A 19,530-nucleotide genomic window follows, 5' to 3' on the forward strand; every position below is an offset into this window, starting at 1 on the left:
ATCCCTCTGAATGGGCTTCAGCCTGTAGCTAAACTGCCAGTGAAGTCCTTGCATACAGGAGTCGCCCGTCGGTTTCGTGCCGGTCGCCCTCTCGCTGCAATGAGCACAATTTGATTCATTCAAGAGGCAGGCCAGCATTCTTCAATTCGATAATGCCCGTACTGGCTTCATCTGCATGGCAATCAGTATGTGACGGGTGGTCGCGATCACTGCAATAGCTACTACCATGAGCAATGCGATCAGCAAAGTCCAGTAACCAATCGCAGCATGTTCGACGTAGCCAGCCAGATAGCGTTGAATGACCAGAGTTGAAAGAGGCAAACCGATTAGTGCCGAAAACAAAATAAGCAAACCAATTTCTCGTGCGATCAAATTGCCGATATGCCGTTTCGTTGCACCATATAACTTCCTTAATACGATTTCTCTTGCGCGTCGCTGTACAGAGTAGGCAGACAGCGCATAAATACCGAACGCAGAAATAACCATGGCGATACAGGTTGAGAATATCAACAATTTAGTCATTCGCGCATCATCTTCGTAATTGGCTGCCAAAATGGCTTTAGCCGAATACATCTCCAGTGCGTCATCCGGGAACGAGGTGTGCCATAACTGTTGAATGGTCTGCTCCGCATCAGTTAAGCTAGCCGACGCACGAATGCTTAATGTTGAGCTTTGCGTCCATAACTCCCATGCAATGGCGCGCGGTGCTTCGTGCAAGGAAAAAAAACGTAATTCAGGCGCCACACCTATCACGCGCTTGATCAATACGTCGCCATCATAATTTGTGTACTGCAAAACCTGGCCTATTGCGGCACCTGGAGTTTTAAATCCAAATTTGCGCGCTGCAACCGTATTAATGATGATCGGATCGGGGTCATCTTCTTTGTCGCGTCGCGTATCAAATAAACGACCAGCAACCGGCTTGATGCGGTACTGGTCAAAAAAATTTGCACTGACAGATTTCATTTCAACAAAAATACTGGGATTGTTTCCAAGTCTAAAATCAAGGCCAAACCGGGATTTGGATCGTCCGACCGCATCCATGGTAATCGCTACACTGGCGATATTTTTTTGCTGTGTCAGAGCACTGATGAAATGATGCGCCTTTTGATTGTCTTTTACTTGCACCGGTAAATCGACGATCAATAGCGGATCTGGATCAAAACCTGGAGAAGCGTTCATGGCGAAACTGGTTTGCCATGCTATAGCAAGCGTGATACTTGCCAGACTTAAAGCAACAGCGATCTGAAGTACCGTCATTATCCGGCGCATCAAATTACCATGCATGGATTCGGTATTGGGACGCCCAAGCAATACTTGCAGAGGCCGAACATGCAGGGCTATCCATGCTGGGTAAATTGCAGTAAGAATACCGACAATGGTCCCAATAGTTAGTGCTGCAAGAATATTTTCAGCAGAAAATACGCCGTCTAATTTGCGCTGCATAAGTTCGGAAAATAGTGGCAATGCCAACCACGCAAGCAATATACCTAAACCCGTCGCCAGTAAGGAAACCAGCAATGATTCACTCAAAAATTGAACAAAAATTTGTTGCGCTGTTGCGCCCAGGGTTTTGCGTATTCCGATTTCACGCTGACGTTGCAATAATCGTACTGTCACAAGATTTACATAATTAATCGCAGCAAGTGCAAGAATCAAAAAAGCGATGGCAGCAAGCCCTTTAACAACGACAGGATTTCCCCGGTCACCTGGTATGGTGATTGGATTATCGGCAATGTCCTGATCAAAGTAAGCATCGCTTAGCGGCGATAACTTAATATCCATCACTTTACGTTTTCCAAGACGTTGTTTGACCTCCGGCTTCTGGGTTTGCGATATAGCGGAAAGATCGATAGCCTGTTGCAAGGCTTCTGTTACCGCTGATATTGACGTGCCTGGTTTAACACGTATCAACAATTTCCCCCAATCGTATCCTTTGCCATTTCCATTCAACATTGTCGTCCGCTGCTTGTCAGAAATCAGTACAGAGTTCACACCTATCAGCGCTTCGTGCGGAATAGTTGTATTCGCAGGAGGATCGCGTAATATCGCTGCAACGCGTAACACTTTTCCAGAAGCTTGCAATGTCAAACCTAAGGCATGCGTCGTGCCAAAATAAGTCGTAGCAGTCTGCGCCGTCATGGCGATATTTTCTGGTTGTTCCAATGCAGCACCGAGATCGCCTTCTAACGCCTCCAAACCTAATAATTGTGTAAATCCGGGCAAAACAGGAAGAACGGATAATTTGCGGATTTGATTTTCTATTCGGACCGGGTAAGATCTGTTGGGATCATATCCACTGACATTTGTTACGCCCGGCAGCTTCATGGCAGCTGTACGCAACAAGTATGGAGACTGGTCAAACCAAGGAGCCACGGCATCAATGTTATACCGCTGTTTCACGACATAGACATTCGCTACATCCGGCACGTTTGCATTGTATTGCAAGGAATATCGTACATAACTGAGTAAGCTAAAGCATGTGGCGAATCCTAGCGCCAAACCAGCAATAACTATTGCAGAATAGATGGGATCACCAATTAACAAGCGCCAGCCAATTTTAAAATCGTTCAGTTTCATCATTCTAAGCCGCCATTTGTGCATCGATCAAAATACTGCCATCCAGCATGCGCAAGGTTCTTGACGCCTGCGCTGCGTGCATGGGTGAATGAGTCACCATGACGATGGTGGTACCTTCTGCATTGATTTGGCGTAGCAATTTCATGACTTCATCGCCATGCGCAGAATCCAGATTGCCGGTCGGTTCATCGGCAAGCAAAATCGCAGGTCCAGAAACCAATGCTCGCGCAATCGCCACACGTTGCTGCTGGCCCCCGGAAAGTTGGGACGGACGATGTCTGGCACGATGTGATATAGCAAGTTTTTCCAGCATGGCATTGATTTTTTCTTTGCGTTCTTTGCCTGGGATATTTCCATACTCCATGGCAAGTTCCACATTTTCAAAAACATTCAATTCTTCGATCAAGTTAAAGCTCTGGAAAATAAATCCTATGCGTCCACGGCGTAACTGATTCAATTGTGCTTCGGTGCGGCCCGCAAGGTTTTGACCATTAAACCAATAGTCACCAGAATCTGGAATATCCAACAACCCAAGCAACCCCAGGAGAGTCGATTTACCACAACCGGAGGGTCCTGTAATCGCCACATATTCACCAGCATCAATTTCCAGATTAATGCGGTTTAAAGCAGTGGTGCGTACTTCTCCAGTGGAATACACTTTGCTAAGATTGTTTAATCTGATCATATAAAATTCTCGCTAATGGGTTCAATTTAATTCCAGACGAATTGCTTGTCCGAATCTGGCATAACTGGAGACAATAAGTTTTTCTCCTGCCTTCAAGCCTTCGATAACTTCAATCTGACTATTACTTCGCCGCCCAACCTTAATCTTGCGTCGCTCGGCATATTTATTATCTTTGCTCAAGACATATACCCACGTGCCACCAGTATCATTCATGAACGCGTCACCAGGCAATAACAATGCAGGCTTTGAGTCACCCAATGTAATCTGGGTATCGAGGCTTTGGCCGGGATTTAATTGTTTAGGTTGAACAGCGTTAAATACCATTTCTATGGTGAACTGGCCTCTAATAATTTGTGTGTAAACCCTGCTGACTTCAACGGGGAAATATTGCTCATTCAATTGCGCTTTCCCAGGCCGACCTTCATTGATACGATTGAGATAATATTCATCAACAGCAGCAGTTAACTTAAAACGATCAGGGTCGTCAATGCGACCAATATGCTGGCTAGCCGAGACTGCCTCTCCAACCTGTAAATGGAAATCAGTCAACCTGCCGTGCGTCGGTGCACGAACGGTGAGGGCGTCGATAGCCGTGTCCAGAATAAGAAGCCCGGAAGCCAGCTTGGCATTGGCTTGTTCCATTTGCATAATCCCCGCTCGCTTGATGTCGATTTCTTCAATACTACGTGACTGTTCTTGAACTAATGCATGTCGTTGTTGTTCCAGAGTATCTTCAGATTCTTCTAAAACAACCAAGGAAATAAACCCCTGAAGTGCTAACTGTTTATTTCTGAGGTATTTTTTTTCAGTTTGTTGCACATTAAATCGCAAATCCGAGAGTCGCCGTTCATGATCAGTTTTACTCACTTCCAGGGCGGCACGCAAATTTGAAATATTGGAAATTTGAGTCGCCTGGTCTGACTGCCGCGCCAATAATTCAAGCCGGCGCTGTGGATTTGATAAACGGAACAGGGGCATTCCTTGTTTCACAACAGTGCCGTCGCGCACAAATATTTCTTCAACATGCCCAGATTCCACTGCATCGAGTATCACTGAACTCAATGGAGTAGCATTGGCACGTACTACCATGTCGTTTAAGAATATGCCTTGTTCTACTATCGCAGTTCTGATATCACTCGCATCAACCTGCAAACCACGCGGTATCCACACCCATAGCACACACGCCAAACCAAGCAAGCCGCATACCGCGAGGCTGGCAGCAATGATTTGTTTTCGGTAGCTTTTCCGAATCACGGTATCCATCGCGTAACCAGACACGGCATCAGGTATTTTTGGATGATTCATCATGACAAAAAATAGTGGGAATACAGTAGGCATGGCAATATCTATGCCACCTGATGCTTCCTGCATGGGAGCTTGCCGTTTTCAAATAGGATTTACGCAAAATTGTCCCAGCAAGGCGCAGCGACGAAGACAGTACAAATAGTACGGCAAGGAGCTGTAACGCAGCTGGGGCGGTTTTGCGTAAGTCCTATTAAAAATGTCCGATAACGGACACTTGTCACTGTTCATTATCGGACAGAATCTAAGTCATTTGCGGTGCTTGCTAGCGGCATGTAAAATGGTCCGCCATGGCCCACACAACCCCCAACGCGACTATCTTCATCATTGACGATGACCCTGACATTGTCTGTGCTGCGCAATTGTTGCTGCGACGATACCTGGGTTCTGTACACACGCTGACTGATCCAGCCGGGCTTTCCACTTTATTAGCGCATGCGCAACCCGATGTTGTGCTGCTTGATATGAATTTCACTCCTGGCCGTATTGATGGCAGTGAAGGTTTGATGCTATTAGATCAGTTGCAGCAGTTGAATAATCCACCAGTAGTCATCGCCATGACCGCCTATGCCGATGTGCCTTTGGCGGTGGCGGCATTGAAGCGTGGTGCCACGGATTTCATTACCAAACCTTGGAACAATGAACACCTGACTTCAAGTATTCAGGCAGCATTGGCGCGATGTCATGTTGCGCATGAAAAAGTAAAAGCCGTTACGGGTGACAATTCTGGATTAATCGGCTATTCGAATGCCATGCAGAATTTGCGTAATATGATTGCCAGTATCGCGCCTACACATGCCAATGTCATGATTCTGGGGGAGAATGGGGTTGGCAAAGAATTAGTCGCACGTGCTATCCATGATGCGTCAGAGCGTGCTGACAATACTTTTCTATCTATCGACATGGGCGCACTACCCGAATCTACCTTGGAAAGCGAATTATTCGGCCATCGAAAAGGATCATTTACAGGCGCGCAAACTGAGCGTGCCGGGCGCTTTCAGTCCGCCAGAGGCGGAACCTTATTCCTGGATGAAATCGGCAATATGTCGCTCAATGCTCAAGCCAGACTATTAACTGTTTTGGAGAAACGTGAAGTAACACCACTTGGTTCTGACAGATCGGTGGCGATAGATGTCAGAGTTATCAGCGCCACCAATCTCGATGAAGCAAAACTGTACACCCCTGATATATTTCGCTCTGATCTGCTATTCCGACTCAACACAATTGTCGTTCGGGTGCCACCGTTGCGTGAGCGTCGTGAGGACATTGCGCTTCTTCTTGGACATTATCTCCGTCACTATCAGCAACAATACCAACGTACACCCCGATCCGTAAGTTCATCTGCGCTATCCCGCCTTGAACAATATCCGTGGCCAGGGAATGTCAGGGAATTGCGTCAGGCCTGCGAAAGGGCAATTATTCTTGGCACGAATCCCGAATACGTATTTCAAGATTTTGGAATATCGCTTACAGAAATGAATGCCGCAGCGGGCATATCCATCGGCGTCAAGGTCAGAACCGATAACCTGTTACTTGAATCGCTAGAACGTGATGCCATAGTGATGGCTTTGTCGAATGCACAGGGCAATATCAGTCAGGCTTCCAAGGCACTTGGTATCAGTAGACCTGCTTTGTACAGAAAAATCGATAAATATGGGATATGACATTGTACGAATGGTGATTTATATCGCAGCATTGATGGCCTTGTCTGCACTGACAGCAATGAATTTATCATCGCCGCGCGTCATCGTCATTTGCGGTCTATTTGCTTTGCTTTGCGTCGAATTATTGCGTCGTACTATTATACAACTGCGATGTCGGCAACCGATAGAGGAAGCTCCCATCAAATTGCAATATGATGGGGAAGCAATATCTGATAGTTATTCGCGCTTGGAAGCACGGCTGGAACATGCACCGTCCGCACTCTTTCTAATGACCTCAGAAAATGAACTGCTTGCCCCCCTCAATAATTATGCCCGACGCATGCTGGCACCTGGACGCGTTACTGATTTAAATGACTTTAATTCCGCACTAAGGGCCGTCAACAATGATAGACGCAATATTATTGTCTTCGACACAGAGAATGGACAGGAACGCGCCCTTGTAACCGTCAATTACTTTCATATCGGCGGTGTTGAAGAACGGCTTATTGCAGTGTTGCCGATAGAAAGCGAGCTGGAAAACGCAGCGTTCAAAGCCTGGCAGCAACTTGTGCACGTGCTGACACACGAAATCATGAATTCACTGACGCCGGTCGCCTCATTGTCGCGCACTGCACATGATTTAATGGCTGAGTTGCAAACCAAATTGGCACAGGAAAATCAGGAGGTGCAGGAATTAGGTGGTGATTTATCTATAGCACTGGATACCATCAGTCGACGTTCTGATAGTTTGGCAGGATTTGTATCCAGTTATCGCTCGCTAAGCAATGTGCCAGCTTCGCTTCCTCAGCGCACTCAACTGTTGCAATTATTTTCCCGCATCTCTACACTCCTGAAACAAAGTTGGCAAAGCAGAAATGGAGCAGCGACCTTTGTTGTGGAGCCTGAATCACTAGAAATAATGATCGATCCTGGGCAGTTGGAGCAGGCAATTATTAATCTGCTGAAAAACGCCGAAGAAGCAACAGCGAATACGCCAAATCCACAAGTTTCAGTATATGCGCGTCTGGCACGTGGTGGTCGATTACGTATTGAAATCAGTGACAACGGGCCAGGAATACCAGATGAGTTGGTCGCGCACATCTTCACGCCATTTTTTACAAGCAGGGCCAAAGGCAATGGCATAGGACTGGCGATGGTGCGGCAACTGGTGCATAACAATGGCGGTACGGTGCGTTATGCCAAACTTGCCAATTCAGGAGCAAGGTTTATCATGAGTTTTTAATTCGCCATGTAAAAATAAAAAAAATGGAAATGACGACATCAATCATTCAAGTAAGCAAGGCTTAGCACCGCACGATCTGGATCAACGTGGAAATGATGAAAACAGGTTCGGTAAAGTGGCGTGCTCTAAATCCGTCAACCATCGAATGGCCTGCATCTGGGTGTAACCACACATTTCCTCGGATGCTTGTAAGCTTCCGCAAAATAGGGGGCGCTCTGGTTTGCCGAAGATGAGGCAGCGATTGTCTTCGCCAAGCTGGACACATCGAACACCTGCAGGTTTCCCATTTGGCATCCCGGGGATTGGACTCGTAATAGAGGGAGCGATGCAGCACGCGCCACAATTATCGCGACATTTCATCGCATTTCCTTAGTTGGCAGATGGCAGGATAAGTGTATTCATACCGGCATTTTAGCGGATGCCGGTACGGTATGGCCAGCAGGCCGCAGCCACCATTATGGCTGACGAATAAAATCAACCAGTTCCGTTGTCTTTTGATCTGGCTTTGGTGTCAGGTAACTTACCAGCAGCATGCTGATAAAGCCTGCCGGTACGCCAAATACACCTGCCGAGATCGGTGCAATATTTAACCACTGATTTGCGGTGCTGCCACCAAACAGCGGGTGGGTGTAGAGCATGTAAAACACGCAGACAGTGAATCCGGTGACGATGCCTGCAATTGCCCCCTGGCGATTGGTGCGCTTCCAGAAGATGCCCAGCACCAGCGCCGGAAACAGGGCGGATGCCGCAACAGAAAACGCCGCACCCACCAGCGACAGGATATCTGCCGGTTTTAAGGAGGCGACGTAGGCCGCTATCAGCGCCACTACCAGTAATAGCAATTTCGAGATGGTTACCCGTTTCTGGGTAGAGGCTTGCGGATCGATGATCTTGTAATAGATATCGTGCGACAGTGAATTGGAAATGGTCAGCAGCAGGCCGTCTGCCGTTGACAGGGCAGCAGCCAGGCCACCAGCGGCCACCAGGGAGGAAACCACATACGGCAGGCCGGCAATTTCGGGTGTGGCAAGCACTACGATGTCACCATCCAGCACGATTTCAGCCAGTTGGACAATGCCGTCATGGTTGATGTCCGTAATCGTCACCAGTGGGTTGATCTTGTCTATGCTGGCCCAGTAAGTTACCCAGGACGGCAGTTTGGAAAATTCGCTACCCACCAGTGAATTATAAATATCGTATTTCACCAGTATCGCCAACGCCGGGATGGTGATGTAGAGCAGCATGATAAAAAACAAGGACCAGAAGACCGAGTCACGGCTTTCCTTGACGGTCGGCGGTGTGTAATAGCGCACCAGTACATGGGGCAGGGCGGCAGTACCCATCATCAGGCATAGCACCAGCGCCATGAAATTGTTGCGCTTGTTGTCTGATTCCTTCTTGTCTTTGGCTGCATACGGTGTGTATTGCGAAAAGCCAGGCTGTGCCTTGTTCAGGTAATTGTTGCGGATATCGGTCCAGCGGGTTTTGGCTTCTTGCGGTGATTTGGGATAATTCGCCAGGATGCGTCCGGCAGCCTTGATCTCAAGTAAAGAGGCGTTGCCGGATTTTAAATCGTCCAGCCTGTGTTGTACTTCAAAGCGGCCTTCTTCCCATGATTGTGGCAATTGCAGGATTTTATTTTGCAGTTCGGTGGCACGCTGGCGGTAAATAGCCCTGACTTCCTGTTCTTTGGGATCTTGCGCGAATTGCTTTTCCTTGTTGACCAGTTCTGGCAACACCGACCCATACGTCAGCGGTGCAAGCGGATTATGTGTGTGTTTGACCGATAGCCAGCCAACAGGAATCAGGAAGGCAATAATGATGATGATGTATTGCGCCACCTGGGTCCAGGTGACGGCCCGCATGCCGCCCAGGAAAGAACAGACCAGGATACTGGCCAGCCCCAGGAAAATTCCCACAGAAAAATCCACGCCGGTGAAGCGCGAGGTAATCAGGCCCACACCATAGATTTGTGCCACCACGTAGATGAAGGAAATGAAAACGGTGGCAAACACCGCCAGTATCCTGACCGTATTGTTTTCTGGCGCGCCGGCAAAGCGGGCACCCAGAAAATCAGGGATGGTGTATTGCCCGAACTTGCGCAGGTAAGGCGCAATCAGCATCGCCACCAGGCAAAAACCACCGGTCCAGCCGATGATATAGGCCAGGCCATCAAAACCCTGCAGATACAGGCCACCTGCCAGGCTAAGGAAACTGGCGGCAGACATCCAGTCCGCAGCAGTGGCCATGCCATTGAAAACTGCGGGCACGCGTCGTCCGGCGACATAGTATTCGGTAATGTCAGAAGTGCGGCTGACGACACCGATACCGGCATACAGAACGATAGTGGCAAACATGAACAGGTAACCTATCCAGGCGCGTGGCACACCTTCTTTTTCCAATATCGCCAGGCTGATCAGGAAAATGAAAAACAGCAAGGTGTACCACAGGTAGTACAGCGTCAGTCTTTGTGTAAAACGTTGTTGTGGCATACGATCAGGGTCCTGTCTGTCTGCGGCCTATCCAGGCCATGCCCAGGGAATAAGTGGCCAGCAATATGACAAAACTCAGGGTCAGGCCCTGCGCTGCCATATAAAAAGAAAACGGCCAGCCAAAAAAAGTGATAGTGCTCAATTCACGCGCAAAAAACAGGACAGTGAAGCTCAGTAATGCCCAGATCAGCAGCAGGCAGGATGTCAGGCGTTTGGTATAGCGCCAGTACAGCCCGGGGCCGGCGGGTGGGGTTTTTTCAGGAATGCTCATAGCCTGCCTCAATGGAAGTTTCATCATGCGGATTAAGCCTGAAGGCAACCCTGAACCGGCAACCGGGGAAAGCCACATCCTGCGGGTGGGGGTTATCGGCAATTTCTATGCGGGCCTGATGCTGGCTGGCTATTTCACGGACAATTGCCAGCCCCAGGCCGCTACCTTGCACATTGCTACCAAGGATGCGATAAAAACGTTCGAACACATGTTCTCTTTCTGAAGCGGGGATGCCAGGACCATTGTCTTCTACCTCTAGCAGGGCCAGCGCCTGTTCCTGGTCAACGATTACTTTAACGGTAACACTATGTTCTTCTGGCGTATAACGTAAGGCGTTGTCGATCAGATTGCTTAGCATTTCCCTTAACATCAGGGGGTTACCAAAAATCAGGGCCGGTACATCTTGCTGTTCAAAACCGAGGTCGATTTTTTTTGAAAATGAAGTCTGTATCCAGTCATGCACCACGCTGCGGGCGAGGTGGTTCAGGTCCAGTTGTTCCAGTGGTTGGGTGGCGGGGGTCTGGTTTTCTGCTCGCGCCAGTGTCAGTAATTGATTGACGAGACGCGTTGCCGCTTCAGAACTGGTGGCCAGTTGCAGTAGTGATCTACGTATCTCACCCTGATCGGTCTGGCGCAAGGCCAGTTCTGACTGCATGCGCATGCCAGCCAAGGGTGTTTTCATCTGGTGGGCGGCGTCGGCGATGAAACGTTTTTGTATATCTATGGTTTGGGCCAGACGTTCCAGCATTTCATTGAGGGATGTCACCAGGGGAGTGATTTCTTCGGGCACCTGACGTGAGTCTATGGGACTTAAATCGTCAGGACGGCGCGCCCGTATCCTGTGCTGCAATTCTGCCAGGGGCGACAGGCCACGGCTCAGGGCAAACCAGACCAGTGCCAGTGCTATCGGCAGGATAATGAACTGGGGCAATATCACCCCTTTGATGATTTCATTGGCCAGCAATGCTCTTTTTTCCAGCGTTTCTGCAACCTGTACCAGTGCCAGGTGCGGCGCGCCATCGGCTTGTCTGCGATTCGCCTTGTTCAAATCTATATAGCTGTACGCAACCCGGATATCAATGCCGCGCAGGTTTTCGTTTCTTAACTGTACCGTGCCGGTTTGCGGTTTGTCTTCTTCCGCAGGGGGGGGCAGGTCACGGTCACCATCTATGATTTCGCCCTTGCTGTTCTTGATCTGGAAATAAATATTGTCAAGATCGTCGGCACGCAGGATGTCGCGTGCCGGGCTGCTGAGTTGTGTCATTACCTTGCCATCCACTTCCTTGACCTGTTGCGATAGCACCAGCACATTGTCTTCCAGTGCGCGGTCAAAGGGTTGGTTGGCGATGGATTTGGCGACCAGATAAGTGATGGCTATGCTCATGGGCCAGAGCAAAAGCAAGGGGGCCAGCATCCAGTCCAGGATTTCACCAAACAGGGAGCGCTGGATTTTTTCTTCCACCGGCCGGGTCAGGCTGTCATCCGCTGTTGCAGCGGTTTTTTCAGCTGTGTTCGCAGCCGATTTTGTCCTGAACCTGTTGCCTGGTCTTGCCGTCATTTTTGTTCAGACGGGGCCGGGGGTGTCGATTGCGCTGTTACTGGTGGCGTAGCGACAAAGAATTTTTCCAGGCAATAGCCAAGTCCGCGCACGGTGGCGATACGTACACCATCAATTTCAATTTTTTTGCGCAGGCGATGAACGTACACTTCTATCGCATTATTGCTGACCTCTTCACCCCATTCGCATAAGTGATCAACCAGTTGTTCTTTCGAAACCAGACGACCAGTACGTTGCAGCAGCACTTCCAGCAAGCCCAGTTCGCGTGCCGACAGGTCCAGCATCTGTTCATGGATATAGGCGATCCGGCCCACCTGGTCATACGACAAAGGGCCATGCTTGATGACCGTTGGCCCGCCACCGGCACCACGTCTGGTCAGGGCCCTGACGCGTGCTTCCAGTTCTGACAGGGCAAAGGGTTTGGCCATGTAATCATCGGCACCAAGATCCAGACCCTTGACCCTTTGCTCCACCGAATCTGCCGCCGTCAATATCAAGACTGGCAGGCGTGAGTTGCGCGCCCGCAGGCGGCGCAAGACTTCCAGCCCGCTCATTTTGGGCAGGCCAAGATCGAGTATGAGTAAATCGAAATCCTGAGTGGACAGGGCAGAATCCGCTTCCTGGCCATTGTTGACACAATCAGTGGCATAGCCGGATTGCCGTAGTGAACGGGTCAGTCCGTCGGCCAGTACACTGTCGTCTTCTGCTAGCAAAATACGCATGATGAATTTGATCCAGGTGGTTCGTCTCGTTTGTGGATGCCAATGTACACGGCGTATCAGCTCCGCCTGGCGGCATCTCTTTCTATTCTGGCATGGCGTCATGTTTTACGCCTCTTGCAGACACAACTTTAACCCAATATCGTCTTTTTGCCAGAATTACCCTTGCATATATTTTTGCAAAGGCAAATATATGTCGTTGAAGGGCTTCAAAGGCGTTGTCAGACGCGGTAATCCACAACAGAACCGGCGTGGACAAGTTTACTTCTACCCTCAACAGGATAGACAAGTAATTGCAAATTCTCACTTGACATGAGTGATTACAAGTGTAATCATTGATTATCGATTACATCTGTAAATGGTCGTGCAGATGCTGTCGAAAAAATACAGGAAAGAGAATGCAAATGAAAACCATCGCCATCAGTGAGGCAGAAGCCATCGTCATGGAAGCACTGTGGAAAAAAAAGCCTTTGTCGGCCGAAGAAGTATTTGCCGCAGTGCTGGATCAGCAGGAATGGCAAGAGGCTACCGTCAAGACCCTGCTGAACCGGCTCTTGAAGAAGGGGGCAATACAGGCGGAGAAAGACGGACGGCGGTTTTTATATACGCCCCTGCTTAAGCGTGAGCAATGGATACAATCAGAGAGCAAAGGTTTTCTTGACCGCATGTTTGACGGCAGAATTGCTCCACTGGTGGCGCATTTCAGTCAGCAAAAGAAATTATCAAAGCAAGATATCGCCGAATTGAAGCGCCTGATAGAGGAGCTTGGTGATGGCAAATGAATTCTTGAAAATGTTGATGCAACTGGGTCTGGCATCTACGGCACTGACATTGCTGGTGTTGGCGCTAAGACTGCCTTTGCGCCATTATGCGGGCGCTGAAATTAGTTACAAGGCCTGGCTGATTTTGCCACTGACCATGTTGGCCATGCTGTTGCCGCATCGTGTTTATCAGGACAGTTTCACTGGGTTGTCCGTTCCCATTACGCAACTGGCGGGCGTTGCAGATGCAATCGAGTTACCGGCAGGGCGTAACCGGTCGGGCCTGCTATTGTGCTTGTGGCTAAGCGGTAGTTTCATCATGCTGGCCTGGATGTTCTTTCAGCACAGTCGTTTTTTGCGTGATCTGGGTGAATTGACGAAGCACCAGGATTTTTATCTGACGCGCAGCATCGATGTCGGGCCGTCACTGACCGGCTTGTTGCGGACCAGGATTATCGTGCCGGGTGATTTTTTTCAACGCTATACCGCTGAAGAGCAAGCCTTGATTATCGCGCATGAGAAAATCCACAGACACAGACGTGACCTCATCGCGAATACCCTGTTTGCGCTGTGGCAGTGTCTGTTCTGGTTTAACCCCGTCATACACATGGCTGCCAGGGTTTTTCGCTTTGATCAGGAACTGGCTTGCGATGCCCGTGTGATTATTCAATACCCGCAGGCCCGCCGTACATATGCCGAAGCCATGCTGAAGACTCAATTACATTTCACTGTCAGCACCACTAGCACCATCAGCACCATTGCCTGTCAATGGCAATCTCATCATCCTTTAAAGGAAAGAATCATGCATTTACATCAGGCTCGCCCTTCTTTGTTGCAACGCATAGCTGCTTATTTTTTGCTGTTCGCCGTTGGTGGTTTTAGTGCGTATAGCGCCTGGGCTGTGACACCGGCAAGCCAGGCCATTGCAGACAACGCACCCGGATTAGCGAAGGAAACAGTGCAGGCAGATAGCTATCTGCTTGCTACCTCCATCACTGTGGGTGGAAAAACCTCCAGCCCCCGTATCCTTGTCAAGCAAGGCCGCGAAGCCAGCTTTACCGTCAGGATGGATGAGCAGCAAAGCAAATGGGATTTCAGTTTTACCCTGAAAACGCCCACCGCTGGCAACACACAAGACGCGGTCATGGTGGAGATGATCGTTAAAAAAGATGGAGTCGTGATAACCAAGCCTAGCCTGTTGGTCAACCTGGATCAAGCAGCAAAAGTCCAGCAACAGACGCCGGAACACTTGAATGATTTTGATCTCTCACTCACCGCCAGCTTGTTGAAGAAAGGTGACAAGTTTTAGTTGTGGTGGGTGTGGTGTATTGGCGCTGGTAGTGACTGGCGGATAAAGAGCGGATATACATGCTCTCCTTTTTATCAGGGCTAACGCAAAACCGCCTCAACCCAGTTGGGGCGGTTTTGCGTTAGTCCTATTTATGTGGTTTCAGTGGCTTGTCAACGAACTGAAGCCCCCTCGATATTTCACCTGAGTGTAGCTCAAAACAGACAGTCTATTTAATTTGCTGCACTTTGGATAACAGTAAGTTCATGCGCAGGCAAAAAATAAGCAAACGCATTTCTTTAGAAAAATGCGCTGATTAATAAAGAAAATTTGTCGACAGCACGACTAATCCATACAAAACAGCCATCATTAAAAATAAGGATGCGAGAAATTTCCATATGGAAATGCCGAGCCTGTTGCGAGAGAAAATTCTTTGCTTTAACCGCGATGCGCGCAAATTATTCGCTGTTAATATGACGGTCTTTAAGTGATTTGGTTATTGAATACATGCAATTCATAACAAAAAATATAATTTCTTCATGGCAATTACACCTTCCAGGCTTGCCGTGCTGAGGTCGGTCTTATTGTCTGGCGTGATTTTTCTGGTCAGCGTCACGGCTTCATTGGCGGCGACACGCGAGGTCAGCTTATTGGTCCCTGATCCTCTTGATAGCAAGGGTGAGCCCGCACCCATACCGAAGGACAAACAGCGCATGCTGGACTATATTGCGCGCGAAGCAGATGTGCATTTTGAGGTGCAGCGTTATCCATGGAAACGCATTTTGTTACTGGCCGAGCAGGGAGATGGTCTGGTATTTGGCATTTCAAAAACCAGGGACAGGGAAAGGATGTTCCATTTTTCCCGTCCTCTTTACGCCAACTATGTCTGGCTGGTGACGCGCAAGGATGCGCGTTTTGATTACAAAGGCATCAGCGACCTCAAGGGGCGTTCTGTGGGCGTAGTCGCTGGTGCGCATTATGGCGATAATTTCGATGAACAAAAGGGTAAATTGTTCAGGGTGGAGAGTGATATCAATTCCATGCTGGCGCGCTTTAATAAACTGATCAACCGGCGCATGGATGTGATGGTGATTCAAGACCCAGGTAGCGACGCGCGTGATCTTGAAGAGCGTATCAACCGCTATTTCAGCAAACACCTGGCCGCTGAAGGTCAGCCAGTTGTCGAATTCAGTGTACTGGCCAAACCCTTGCTGGTTGACGATATTCACTTCGCCATTCGGGCGGATAAGGATGATGGCTTGATACAAAAGATCGATGCGGCCATTGTCAAAGGCAAGAAACAGGGGATCGTGGTCCTGGATTTACCTAAAACAGGAAAGCAGTAATTGATTGGAAGAAGTCTCCATCCGATCCGATTTAATCCACGGCTAGTTGAGGTCAGCAGGCCATGGGTTACTAATCGTGGAATGAGTTCTACATTGATCCGTATCATTGTTTTCCGTTATGATAGAGATGACAAAGCTGCGTGATACAAAGCAGCTCATCACTTCCGCCAGCCTTTTTGTTGCCCATCCACGAATAGCCAGCATTGATGTTTTTTCTGGATATTCGCCATGTATTTTTCTTTTTCTTGTGCGTTCACTTGTCAGACTTTTCTGCAACGCAATTTGCATGAGCTCGGCCATGTTATCTAAATCGGTACGTGCAGTCCTATTGCGGCTGCATTTGTGGCTGGCGCTGGTATTTGGCAGTGTGTTTGTCGTATTGGGACTGACAGGCAGTATCATCAGCTGGATGCCTGAACTGGATCATTTGCTTAATCCCTCGTTGTTCAAGAGTACGCATACGGCCTCCAATGCAGAACGCGTTACGCCTGCCATGGTGCAAGCCGCAGTCGATATGTTGCAGGCAGACGACCACAACGGACGCTATGGACGCTATGGACGTCCCAGACAGGTGATGATACCAGCCAGTACGGCAGAGGTTTTCGTTGCCTGGTATCCCCCCACGCCACAAGATCGTTCCATTTTTGGCCAGAACTGGTCGCGCCAGGTGATGCTTGATCCGATGACTATGGCAGTAACAGGCGAGCGCAATTGGGGTGAATATGGTTTGTCACCGGCCTTGTTGATACCGACGATTTATCATTTGCATCGCTATATGTTGCTTGGGGAAACCGGCAAGACGGTGATTGCTGTGTGTGGCCTCATGCTCATCCTGATGTCTGTTAGCGGCTTGTTTTTATGGTTGCCTAAACCTGCGTGGAAAGCATTACGCCAGGCGCTTACTGTGAATTTTTCCGCTTCGGCTATGGCAGTCAATTTTCGTTTGCACCGCATGTCGGGGTTTTTTGCCTTACCAGTTTTTCTGCTGTTGGGTTTTTCCGGTACGTATTTCAATCAGCCACGATGGATAGTGCCGGTGATTTCCACGGTCTTACCTGTCACTGGAACGCGTGAAACAGGCAATGCGAATAAACCGGCAGAGCAAGTTATCAGCGTTGCGCAAGCCATGCAATATGCACAGGATGTATTTCCCCAGGCGAGGATCACTCGCCTTGGCTTGCCATCCAGCACCGCGACAGCATATGAAATCAGATTGCGCCAAGCTACGGAAATACATCGTGGCGACGGTGCAAGCAGAATCAGTGTTGATGCAGAGAGTGGTCGCATACTGCGGGTTATTGATCCACTCCGTGGCCAGAGCGGTGACCGTTTGCTGACGTGGTTATTCCCCTTACATAGTGGAACAGCCTTTGGCACAGTGGGGCGGATCTTTATTTCTTGCTTTGGCTTGATGCCGCTTATTTTGATGGTAACAGGGTGGAGGATGTGGCGTAAGAGAATGACCTGAACAAGCCGGGCGTTTTATCGCCCGGACTTGTCTTTCACAGCATCATACTTGAAGTATAGGCACTAGTATCAGCACTTCAGAACCGTGTATTGAATACCAGATTCGCATTGAATGGCGCACCTGGTTGTATCTGCACATTATTATTCGCGGATTCCATATAACGGGTGTTGCCAAGGTTATTCAGTTTCAGCGTGATGTCATAGCGTGCCTGCAGATAAGTCAAGGCCAGGTCAAGGCGGGCATAGCCGGGCAGGCGCACCGTATTGTCGGTCAGGGCGTATTGCTCACTATGCGCGATGATGCCGGCACCCGCGCTCCAGTTCCTGGAAAATATTTGTTTTAACCACAGACTGGCATTGTGAGCTGGGGTCATTTCTGCACGGTTTCCTATACGTATGTCGTTAGATGCGACGATTTTTGCGTCGTTATAGGTATAGCTGGCGTGCAATTGCGTGTCGCTGGTCAGTTGACCCTGCAATTCCATTTCAAACCCCTGATTGCGCTGACGGCCGATTTGCAACTGGCGTAAACCGGTTGCATCAGTTGGGTCGGCTGTCAATTGATTACTTTGTTCTATCCTGAACAGGGCGATGCTGGTGTACAGGCGTTTATCCAGCCAGTCTTGCTTCAAACCGATTTCCTTCAAATCAGTCTGTAACGGCTTGACCTGGCTCAGCGGGTTGCTACCGGTGTAAAGCAAATCACCACCCGCAGGTTGATGTGAGCGGCTGAGTGTGAAATAAACAGACTGCTGTGGCGTGATTTTATACACCAGCCCCAGACGCGGAGAGAACAGATTGTCGGTACGTTCGCTGACCGCATTGCTGGCAAGGTGATTGATCTGCTGTTGCTTAAATTGATCAAAACGTCCACCCAGCAGCATTTCCCAGTCTGTTGCCAGGGTGATCTGGTCTTGCAGGTACAAGGCTGTAGTATCTGCATTGAAGCGGCTGTCTATGGCTGCGGGTAAAGTTTTAAAGTCGGGCGCGCTCAACAATTGCTGTGGACGGTATAAATCAACAGGATAAGCCGTGCCGGTTTGCCTGACCAGGGAATCACGTTTTTGCTGTGATATTTCCAGGCCCACCAGTAACAGGTGCTGGCCTGCGACATACGTCAGTTCAGTCTGGTTGAGCAGATTGCTTTGCTGGATGGGAAAATAGGTGATTTGGCGTGATACGGTATTCGCTGTGCCTAGCCCGCTGTTGACACGACGGTTGCGGGTATTGACACCATCCAGATCAGTCTGACTGTATTGCAGGTTATTGACAAGACTCAGTTGTTGATTGAATTTGTGTTCCAGTCTTGCTTTGAAAAGATCGCTATCAGTTTTGGTGTAATCAAATTTTTCGCCATAAAAAGTACTTGCATCCACTGCCACGGCGCGCCCGTTCAAAGACGGTATACCGCGGTCTGGCGTATGGTCTTCGCGCTGCATTTCTGCCTGCAACAAAAGACTGGTTTGTGGGCTGAGGGTCCATGACAATGAAGGTGCCAATAACAGGCGCTTGTGGTTTATCACATCACGATAACTATCGCCTGCATCATAGGCGGCAATCAGGCGGGCGTTGACGTCGCTACTCATGGCACCACCGGTATCGATGCTGAGTCTGCGCTGGTTGTTTGAACCAAGCGCCACTGAAACTTCATTGTCTTGCCTGGCCTGCGGCTTTTTGGTGATGCGATTGATCAGGCCGCCGGCCGCGCCACGGCCAAACAGGGCAGCTGTCGCACCCTTGATGACTTCCAGTTTGTCGGTGGTGGCAATATCACGATAGTACAGGCTGTCATCGCGCATGCCGTCAAGCAGTGTCTCACGCGGAGAGTAAAAACCACGTATATAGAATTCATCGCGACGGCCTTCTCCCTGTCCGGCGATGATGCCTGGCGTATAGGCTAATGCATCCTTGCTGCTGTTGACCGCGCGGGCGCGCAAGTCTTCATTGTTGACGATAGAAACGGACTGCGGTGTTTCCAGCAAGATGCTGTGGGTTTTGCTGGCACCGCTGACCAGCGTGTTACCCCCCTGGGATTGCGCCTTGACTTCGATGGCCGGCAGCTCGTTTTGTGCTTGTGTTTGGCTTTGTGCCATTGCCTGACTGCCGTAGGCGTGACAGAACAAGCTGGTGATGATGAGGGACAGAGGTTTGGCTTGCATAAATAGAGACTTCATT

The 19,530-nt window shown here is 49.3% G+C and carries 16 protein-coding genes; 6 read left to right on the plus strand and 10 right to left on the minus strand.

Annotated features, from left to right (window positions below; genetic code table 11):
• Positions 1-141: 141 nt before the first annotated feature.
• The 3 genes from ACO0LM_RS05780 to ACO0LM_RS05790 are packed head-to-tail and all read right to left on the minus strand — an operon-like array spanning position 142 to position 4,636.
• Positions 142-2,583, minus strand: a complete 2,442-nt coding sequence (locus ACO0LM_RS05780) for an FtsX-like permease family protein (protein WP_423035116.1) — start codon at positions 2,581-2,583, stop codon at positions 142-144.
• Position 2,584: 1 nt separating this feature from the next.
• The gene (locus tag ACO0LM_RS05785; RefSeq protein WP_423035118.1) at positions 2,585-3,265 is read right to left on the minus strand and encodes an ABC transporter ATP-binding protein; all 681 of its coding nucleotides are present in this window, start codon (positions 3,263-3,265) and stop codon (positions 2,585-2,587) included.
• A 21-nt stretch (positions 3,266-3,286) separates the two neighbouring features.
• Entirely contained in the window at positions 3,287-4,636 is a 1,350-nt protein-coding gene (locus tag ACO0LM_RS05790; protein WP_423035120.1) for an efflux RND transporter periplasmic adaptor subunit, read from the minus strand.
• Between the two features lie 221 nt (positions 4,637-4,857).
• Here ACO0LM_RS05790 and ACO0LM_RS05795 point away from each other — a divergent pair, with 221 nt between their 5' ends.
• Entirely contained in the window at positions 4,858-6,231 is a 1,374-nt protein-coding gene (locus ACO0LM_RS05795; protein WP_423035122.1) for a sigma-54-dependent transcriptional regulator, read from the plus strand.
• Positions 6,232-6,241: 10 nt separating this feature from the next.
• Complete coding sequence (locus ACO0LM_RS05800; protein WP_423035124.1) at positions 6,242-7,453, plus strand: sensor histidine kinase; 1,212 nt, start codon at positions 6,242-6,244, stop codon at positions 7,451-7,453.
• Positions 7,454-7,534: 81 nt separating this feature from the next.
• On the opposite strand, the gene ACO0LM_RS05805 is transcribed toward ACO0LM_RS05800, so the two are convergent.
• The 5 genes from ACO0LM_RS05805 to ACO0LM_RS05825 all read right to left on the minus strand — a co-directional run bounded on the left by ACO0LM_RS05805 (position 7,535) and on the right by ACO0LM_RS05825 (position 12,496).
• Positions 7,535-7,813: a YkgJ family cysteine cluster protein gene (locus ACO0LM_RS05805; RefSeq protein ID WP_423035126.1), complete on the minus strand. Its 279-nt coding sequence runs from the start codon at positions 7,811-7,813 to the stop codon at positions 7,535-7,537.
• A 95-nt stretch (positions 7,814-7,908) separates the two neighbouring features.
• Complete coding sequence (locus tag ACO0LM_RS05810; RefSeq protein ID WP_423035128.1) at positions 7,909-9,945, minus strand: sodium:solute symporter family protein; 2,037 nt, start codon at positions 9,943-9,945, stop codon at positions 7,909-7,911.
• 4 nt (positions 9,946-9,949) lie between these two features.
• The gene (locus tag ACO0LM_RS05815; RefSeq protein WP_423035130.1) at positions 9,950-10,216 is read right to left on the minus strand and encodes a DUF4212 domain-containing protein; all 267 of its coding nucleotides are present in this window, start codon (positions 10,214-10,216) and stop codon (positions 9,950-9,952) included.
• Positions 10,203-11,774: a sensor histidine kinase N-terminal domain-containing protein gene (locus ACO0LM_RS05820; RefSeq protein WP_423035132.1), complete on the minus strand. Its 1,572-nt coding sequence runs from the start codon at positions 11,772-11,774 to the stop codon at positions 10,203-10,205. The genes ACO0LM_RS05815 and ACO0LM_RS05820 overlap by 14 nt, the downstream gene beginning before the upstream one ends.
• Positions 11,771-12,496 (minus strand): response regulator, encoded by a 726-nt coding sequence (locus tag ACO0LM_RS05825; RefSeq protein WP_423035134.1) that lies wholly within the window; start codon positions 12,494-12,496, stop codon positions 11,771-11,773. Before ACO0LM_RS05825 ends, ACO0LM_RS05820 begins: the two co-directional genes overlap by 4 nt.
• A 395-nt stretch (positions 12,497-12,891) precedes the next feature.
• On the opposite strand from ACO0LM_RS05825, the gene ACO0LM_RS05830 reads away from it, so the two are divergent.
• From ACO0LM_RS05830 to ACO0LM_RS05840, 3 genes are all read left to right on the plus strand, one after another.
• Positions 12,892-13,275: a BlaI/MecI/CopY family transcriptional regulator gene (locus ACO0LM_RS05830; protein WP_423035136.1), complete on the plus strand. Its 384-nt coding sequence runs from the start codon at positions 12,892-12,894 to the stop codon at positions 13,273-13,275.
• Positions 13,265-14,563: a M56 family metallopeptidase gene (locus ACO0LM_RS05835; RefSeq protein ID WP_423035138.1), complete on the plus strand. Its 1,299-nt coding sequence runs from the start codon at positions 13,265-13,267 to the stop codon at positions 14,561-14,563. The genes ACO0LM_RS05830 and ACO0LM_RS05835 overlap by 11 nt, the downstream gene beginning before the upstream one ends.
• A gap of 518 nt (positions 14,564-15,081) precedes the next feature.
• Entirely contained in the window at positions 15,082-15,888 is an 807-nt protein-coding gene (locus ACO0LM_RS05840; protein ID WP_423035140.1) for a substrate-binding periplasmic protein, read from the plus strand.
• A 42-nt stretch (positions 15,889-15,930) separates the two neighbouring features.
• Here the strand turns inward: ACO0LM_RS05840 and ACO0LM_RS05845 are convergent, their stop codons facing one another.
• Complete coding sequence (locus tag ACO0LM_RS05845; protein ID WP_423035142.1) at positions 15,931-16,176, minus strand: hypothetical protein; 246 nt, start codon at positions 16,174-16,176, stop codon at positions 15,931-15,933.
• Between the two features lie 10 nt (positions 16,177-16,186).
• On the opposite strand from ACO0LM_RS05845, the gene ACO0LM_RS05850 reads away from it, so the two are divergent.
• The gene (locus tag ACO0LM_RS05850; protein WP_423035143.1) at positions 16,187-17,356 is read left to right on the plus strand and encodes a PepSY-associated TM helix domain-containing protein; all 1,170 of its coding nucleotides are present in this window, start codon (positions 16,187-16,189) and stop codon (positions 17,354-17,356) included.
• Positions 17,357-17,432: 76 nt separating this feature from the next.
• On the opposite strand, the gene ACO0LM_RS05855 is transcribed toward ACO0LM_RS05850, so the two are convergent.
• Positions 17,433-19,514 (minus strand): TonB-dependent receptor, encoded by a 2,082-nt coding sequence (locus ACO0LM_RS05855; RefSeq protein ID WP_423035145.1) that lies wholly within the window; start codon positions 19,512-19,514, stop codon positions 17,433-17,435.
• Between the last annotated feature and the right edge of the window lie 16 nt (positions 19,515-19,530).

The sequence above is a fragment of the Undibacterium sp. Di26W genome (assembly GCF_049340265.1).
GTDB lineage: Bacteria > Pseudomonadota > Gammaproteobacteria > Burkholderiales > Burkholderiaceae_D > Undibacterium.

Excerpts from the sequence above, each read along its gene's own strand:
- ACO0LM_RS05825 (WP_423035134.1), bottom strand. The coding sequence starts at position 12,496 with ATGCGTATTTTGCTAGCAGAAGACGACAGTGTACTGGCCGACGGACTG.
- ACO0LM_RS05780 (WP_423035116.1), bottom strand. The coding sequence starts at position 2,583 with ATGATGAAACTGAACGATTTTAAAATTGGCTGGCGCTTGTTAATTGGT.
- ACO0LM_RS05815 (WP_423035130.1), bottom strand. The coding sequence starts at position 10,216 with ATGAGCATTCCTGAAAAAACCCCACCCGCCGGCCCCGGGCTGTACTGG.
- ACO0LM_RS05810 (WP_423035128.1), bottom strand. The coding sequence starts at position 9,945 with ATGCCACAACAACGTTTTACACAAAGACTGACGCTGTACTACCTGTGG.
- ACO0LM_RS05830 (WP_423035136.1), top strand. The coding sequence starts at position 12,892 with ATGCAAATGAAAACCATCGCCATCAGTGAGGCAGAAGCCATCGTCATG.
- ACO0LM_RS05820 (WP_423035132.1), bottom strand. The coding sequence starts at position 11,774 with ATGACGGCAAGACCAGGCAACAGGTTCAGGACAAAATCGGCTGCGAAC.
- ACO0LM_RS05795 (WP_423035122.1), top strand. The coding sequence starts at position 4,858 with ATGGCCCACACAACCCCCAACGCGACTATCTTCATCATTGACGATGAC.
- ACO0LM_RS05850 (WP_423035143.1), top strand. The coding sequence starts at position 16,187 with ATGTTATCTAAATCGGTACGTGCAGTCCTATTGCGGCTGCATTTGTGG.
- ACO0LM_RS05840 (WP_423035140.1), top strand. The coding sequence starts at position 15,082 with ATGGCAATTACACCTTCCAGGCTTGCCGTGCTGAGGTCGGTCTTATTG.
- ACO0LM_RS05845 (WP_423035142.1), bottom strand. The coding sequence starts at position 16,176 with ATGCAAATTGCGTTGCAGAAAAGTCTGACAAGTGAACGCACAAGAAAA.
- ACO0LM_RS05785 (WP_423035118.1), bottom strand. The coding sequence starts at position 3,265 with ATGATCAGATTAAACAATCTTAGCAAAGTGTATTCCACTGGAGAAGTA.
- ACO0LM_RS05800 (WP_423035124.1), top strand. The coding sequence starts at position 6,242 with ATGGTGATTTATATCGCAGCATTGATGGCCTTGTCTGCACTGACAGCA.
- ACO0LM_RS05835 (WP_423035138.1), top strand. The coding sequence starts at position 13,265 with ATGGCAAATGAATTCTTGAAAATGTTGATGCAACTGGGTCTGGCATCT.
- ACO0LM_RS05805 (WP_423035126.1), bottom strand. The coding sequence starts at position 7,813 with ATGAAATGTCGCGATAATTGTGGCGCGTGCTGCATCGCTCCCTCTATT.
- ACO0LM_RS05855 (WP_423035145.1), bottom strand. The coding sequence starts at position 19,514 with ATGCAAGCCAAACCTCTGTCCCTCATCATCACCAGCTTGTTCTGTCAC.
- ACO0LM_RS05790 (WP_423035120.1), bottom strand. The coding sequence starts at position 4,636 with ATGCAGGAAGCATCAGGTGGCATAGATATTGCCATGCCTACTGTATTC.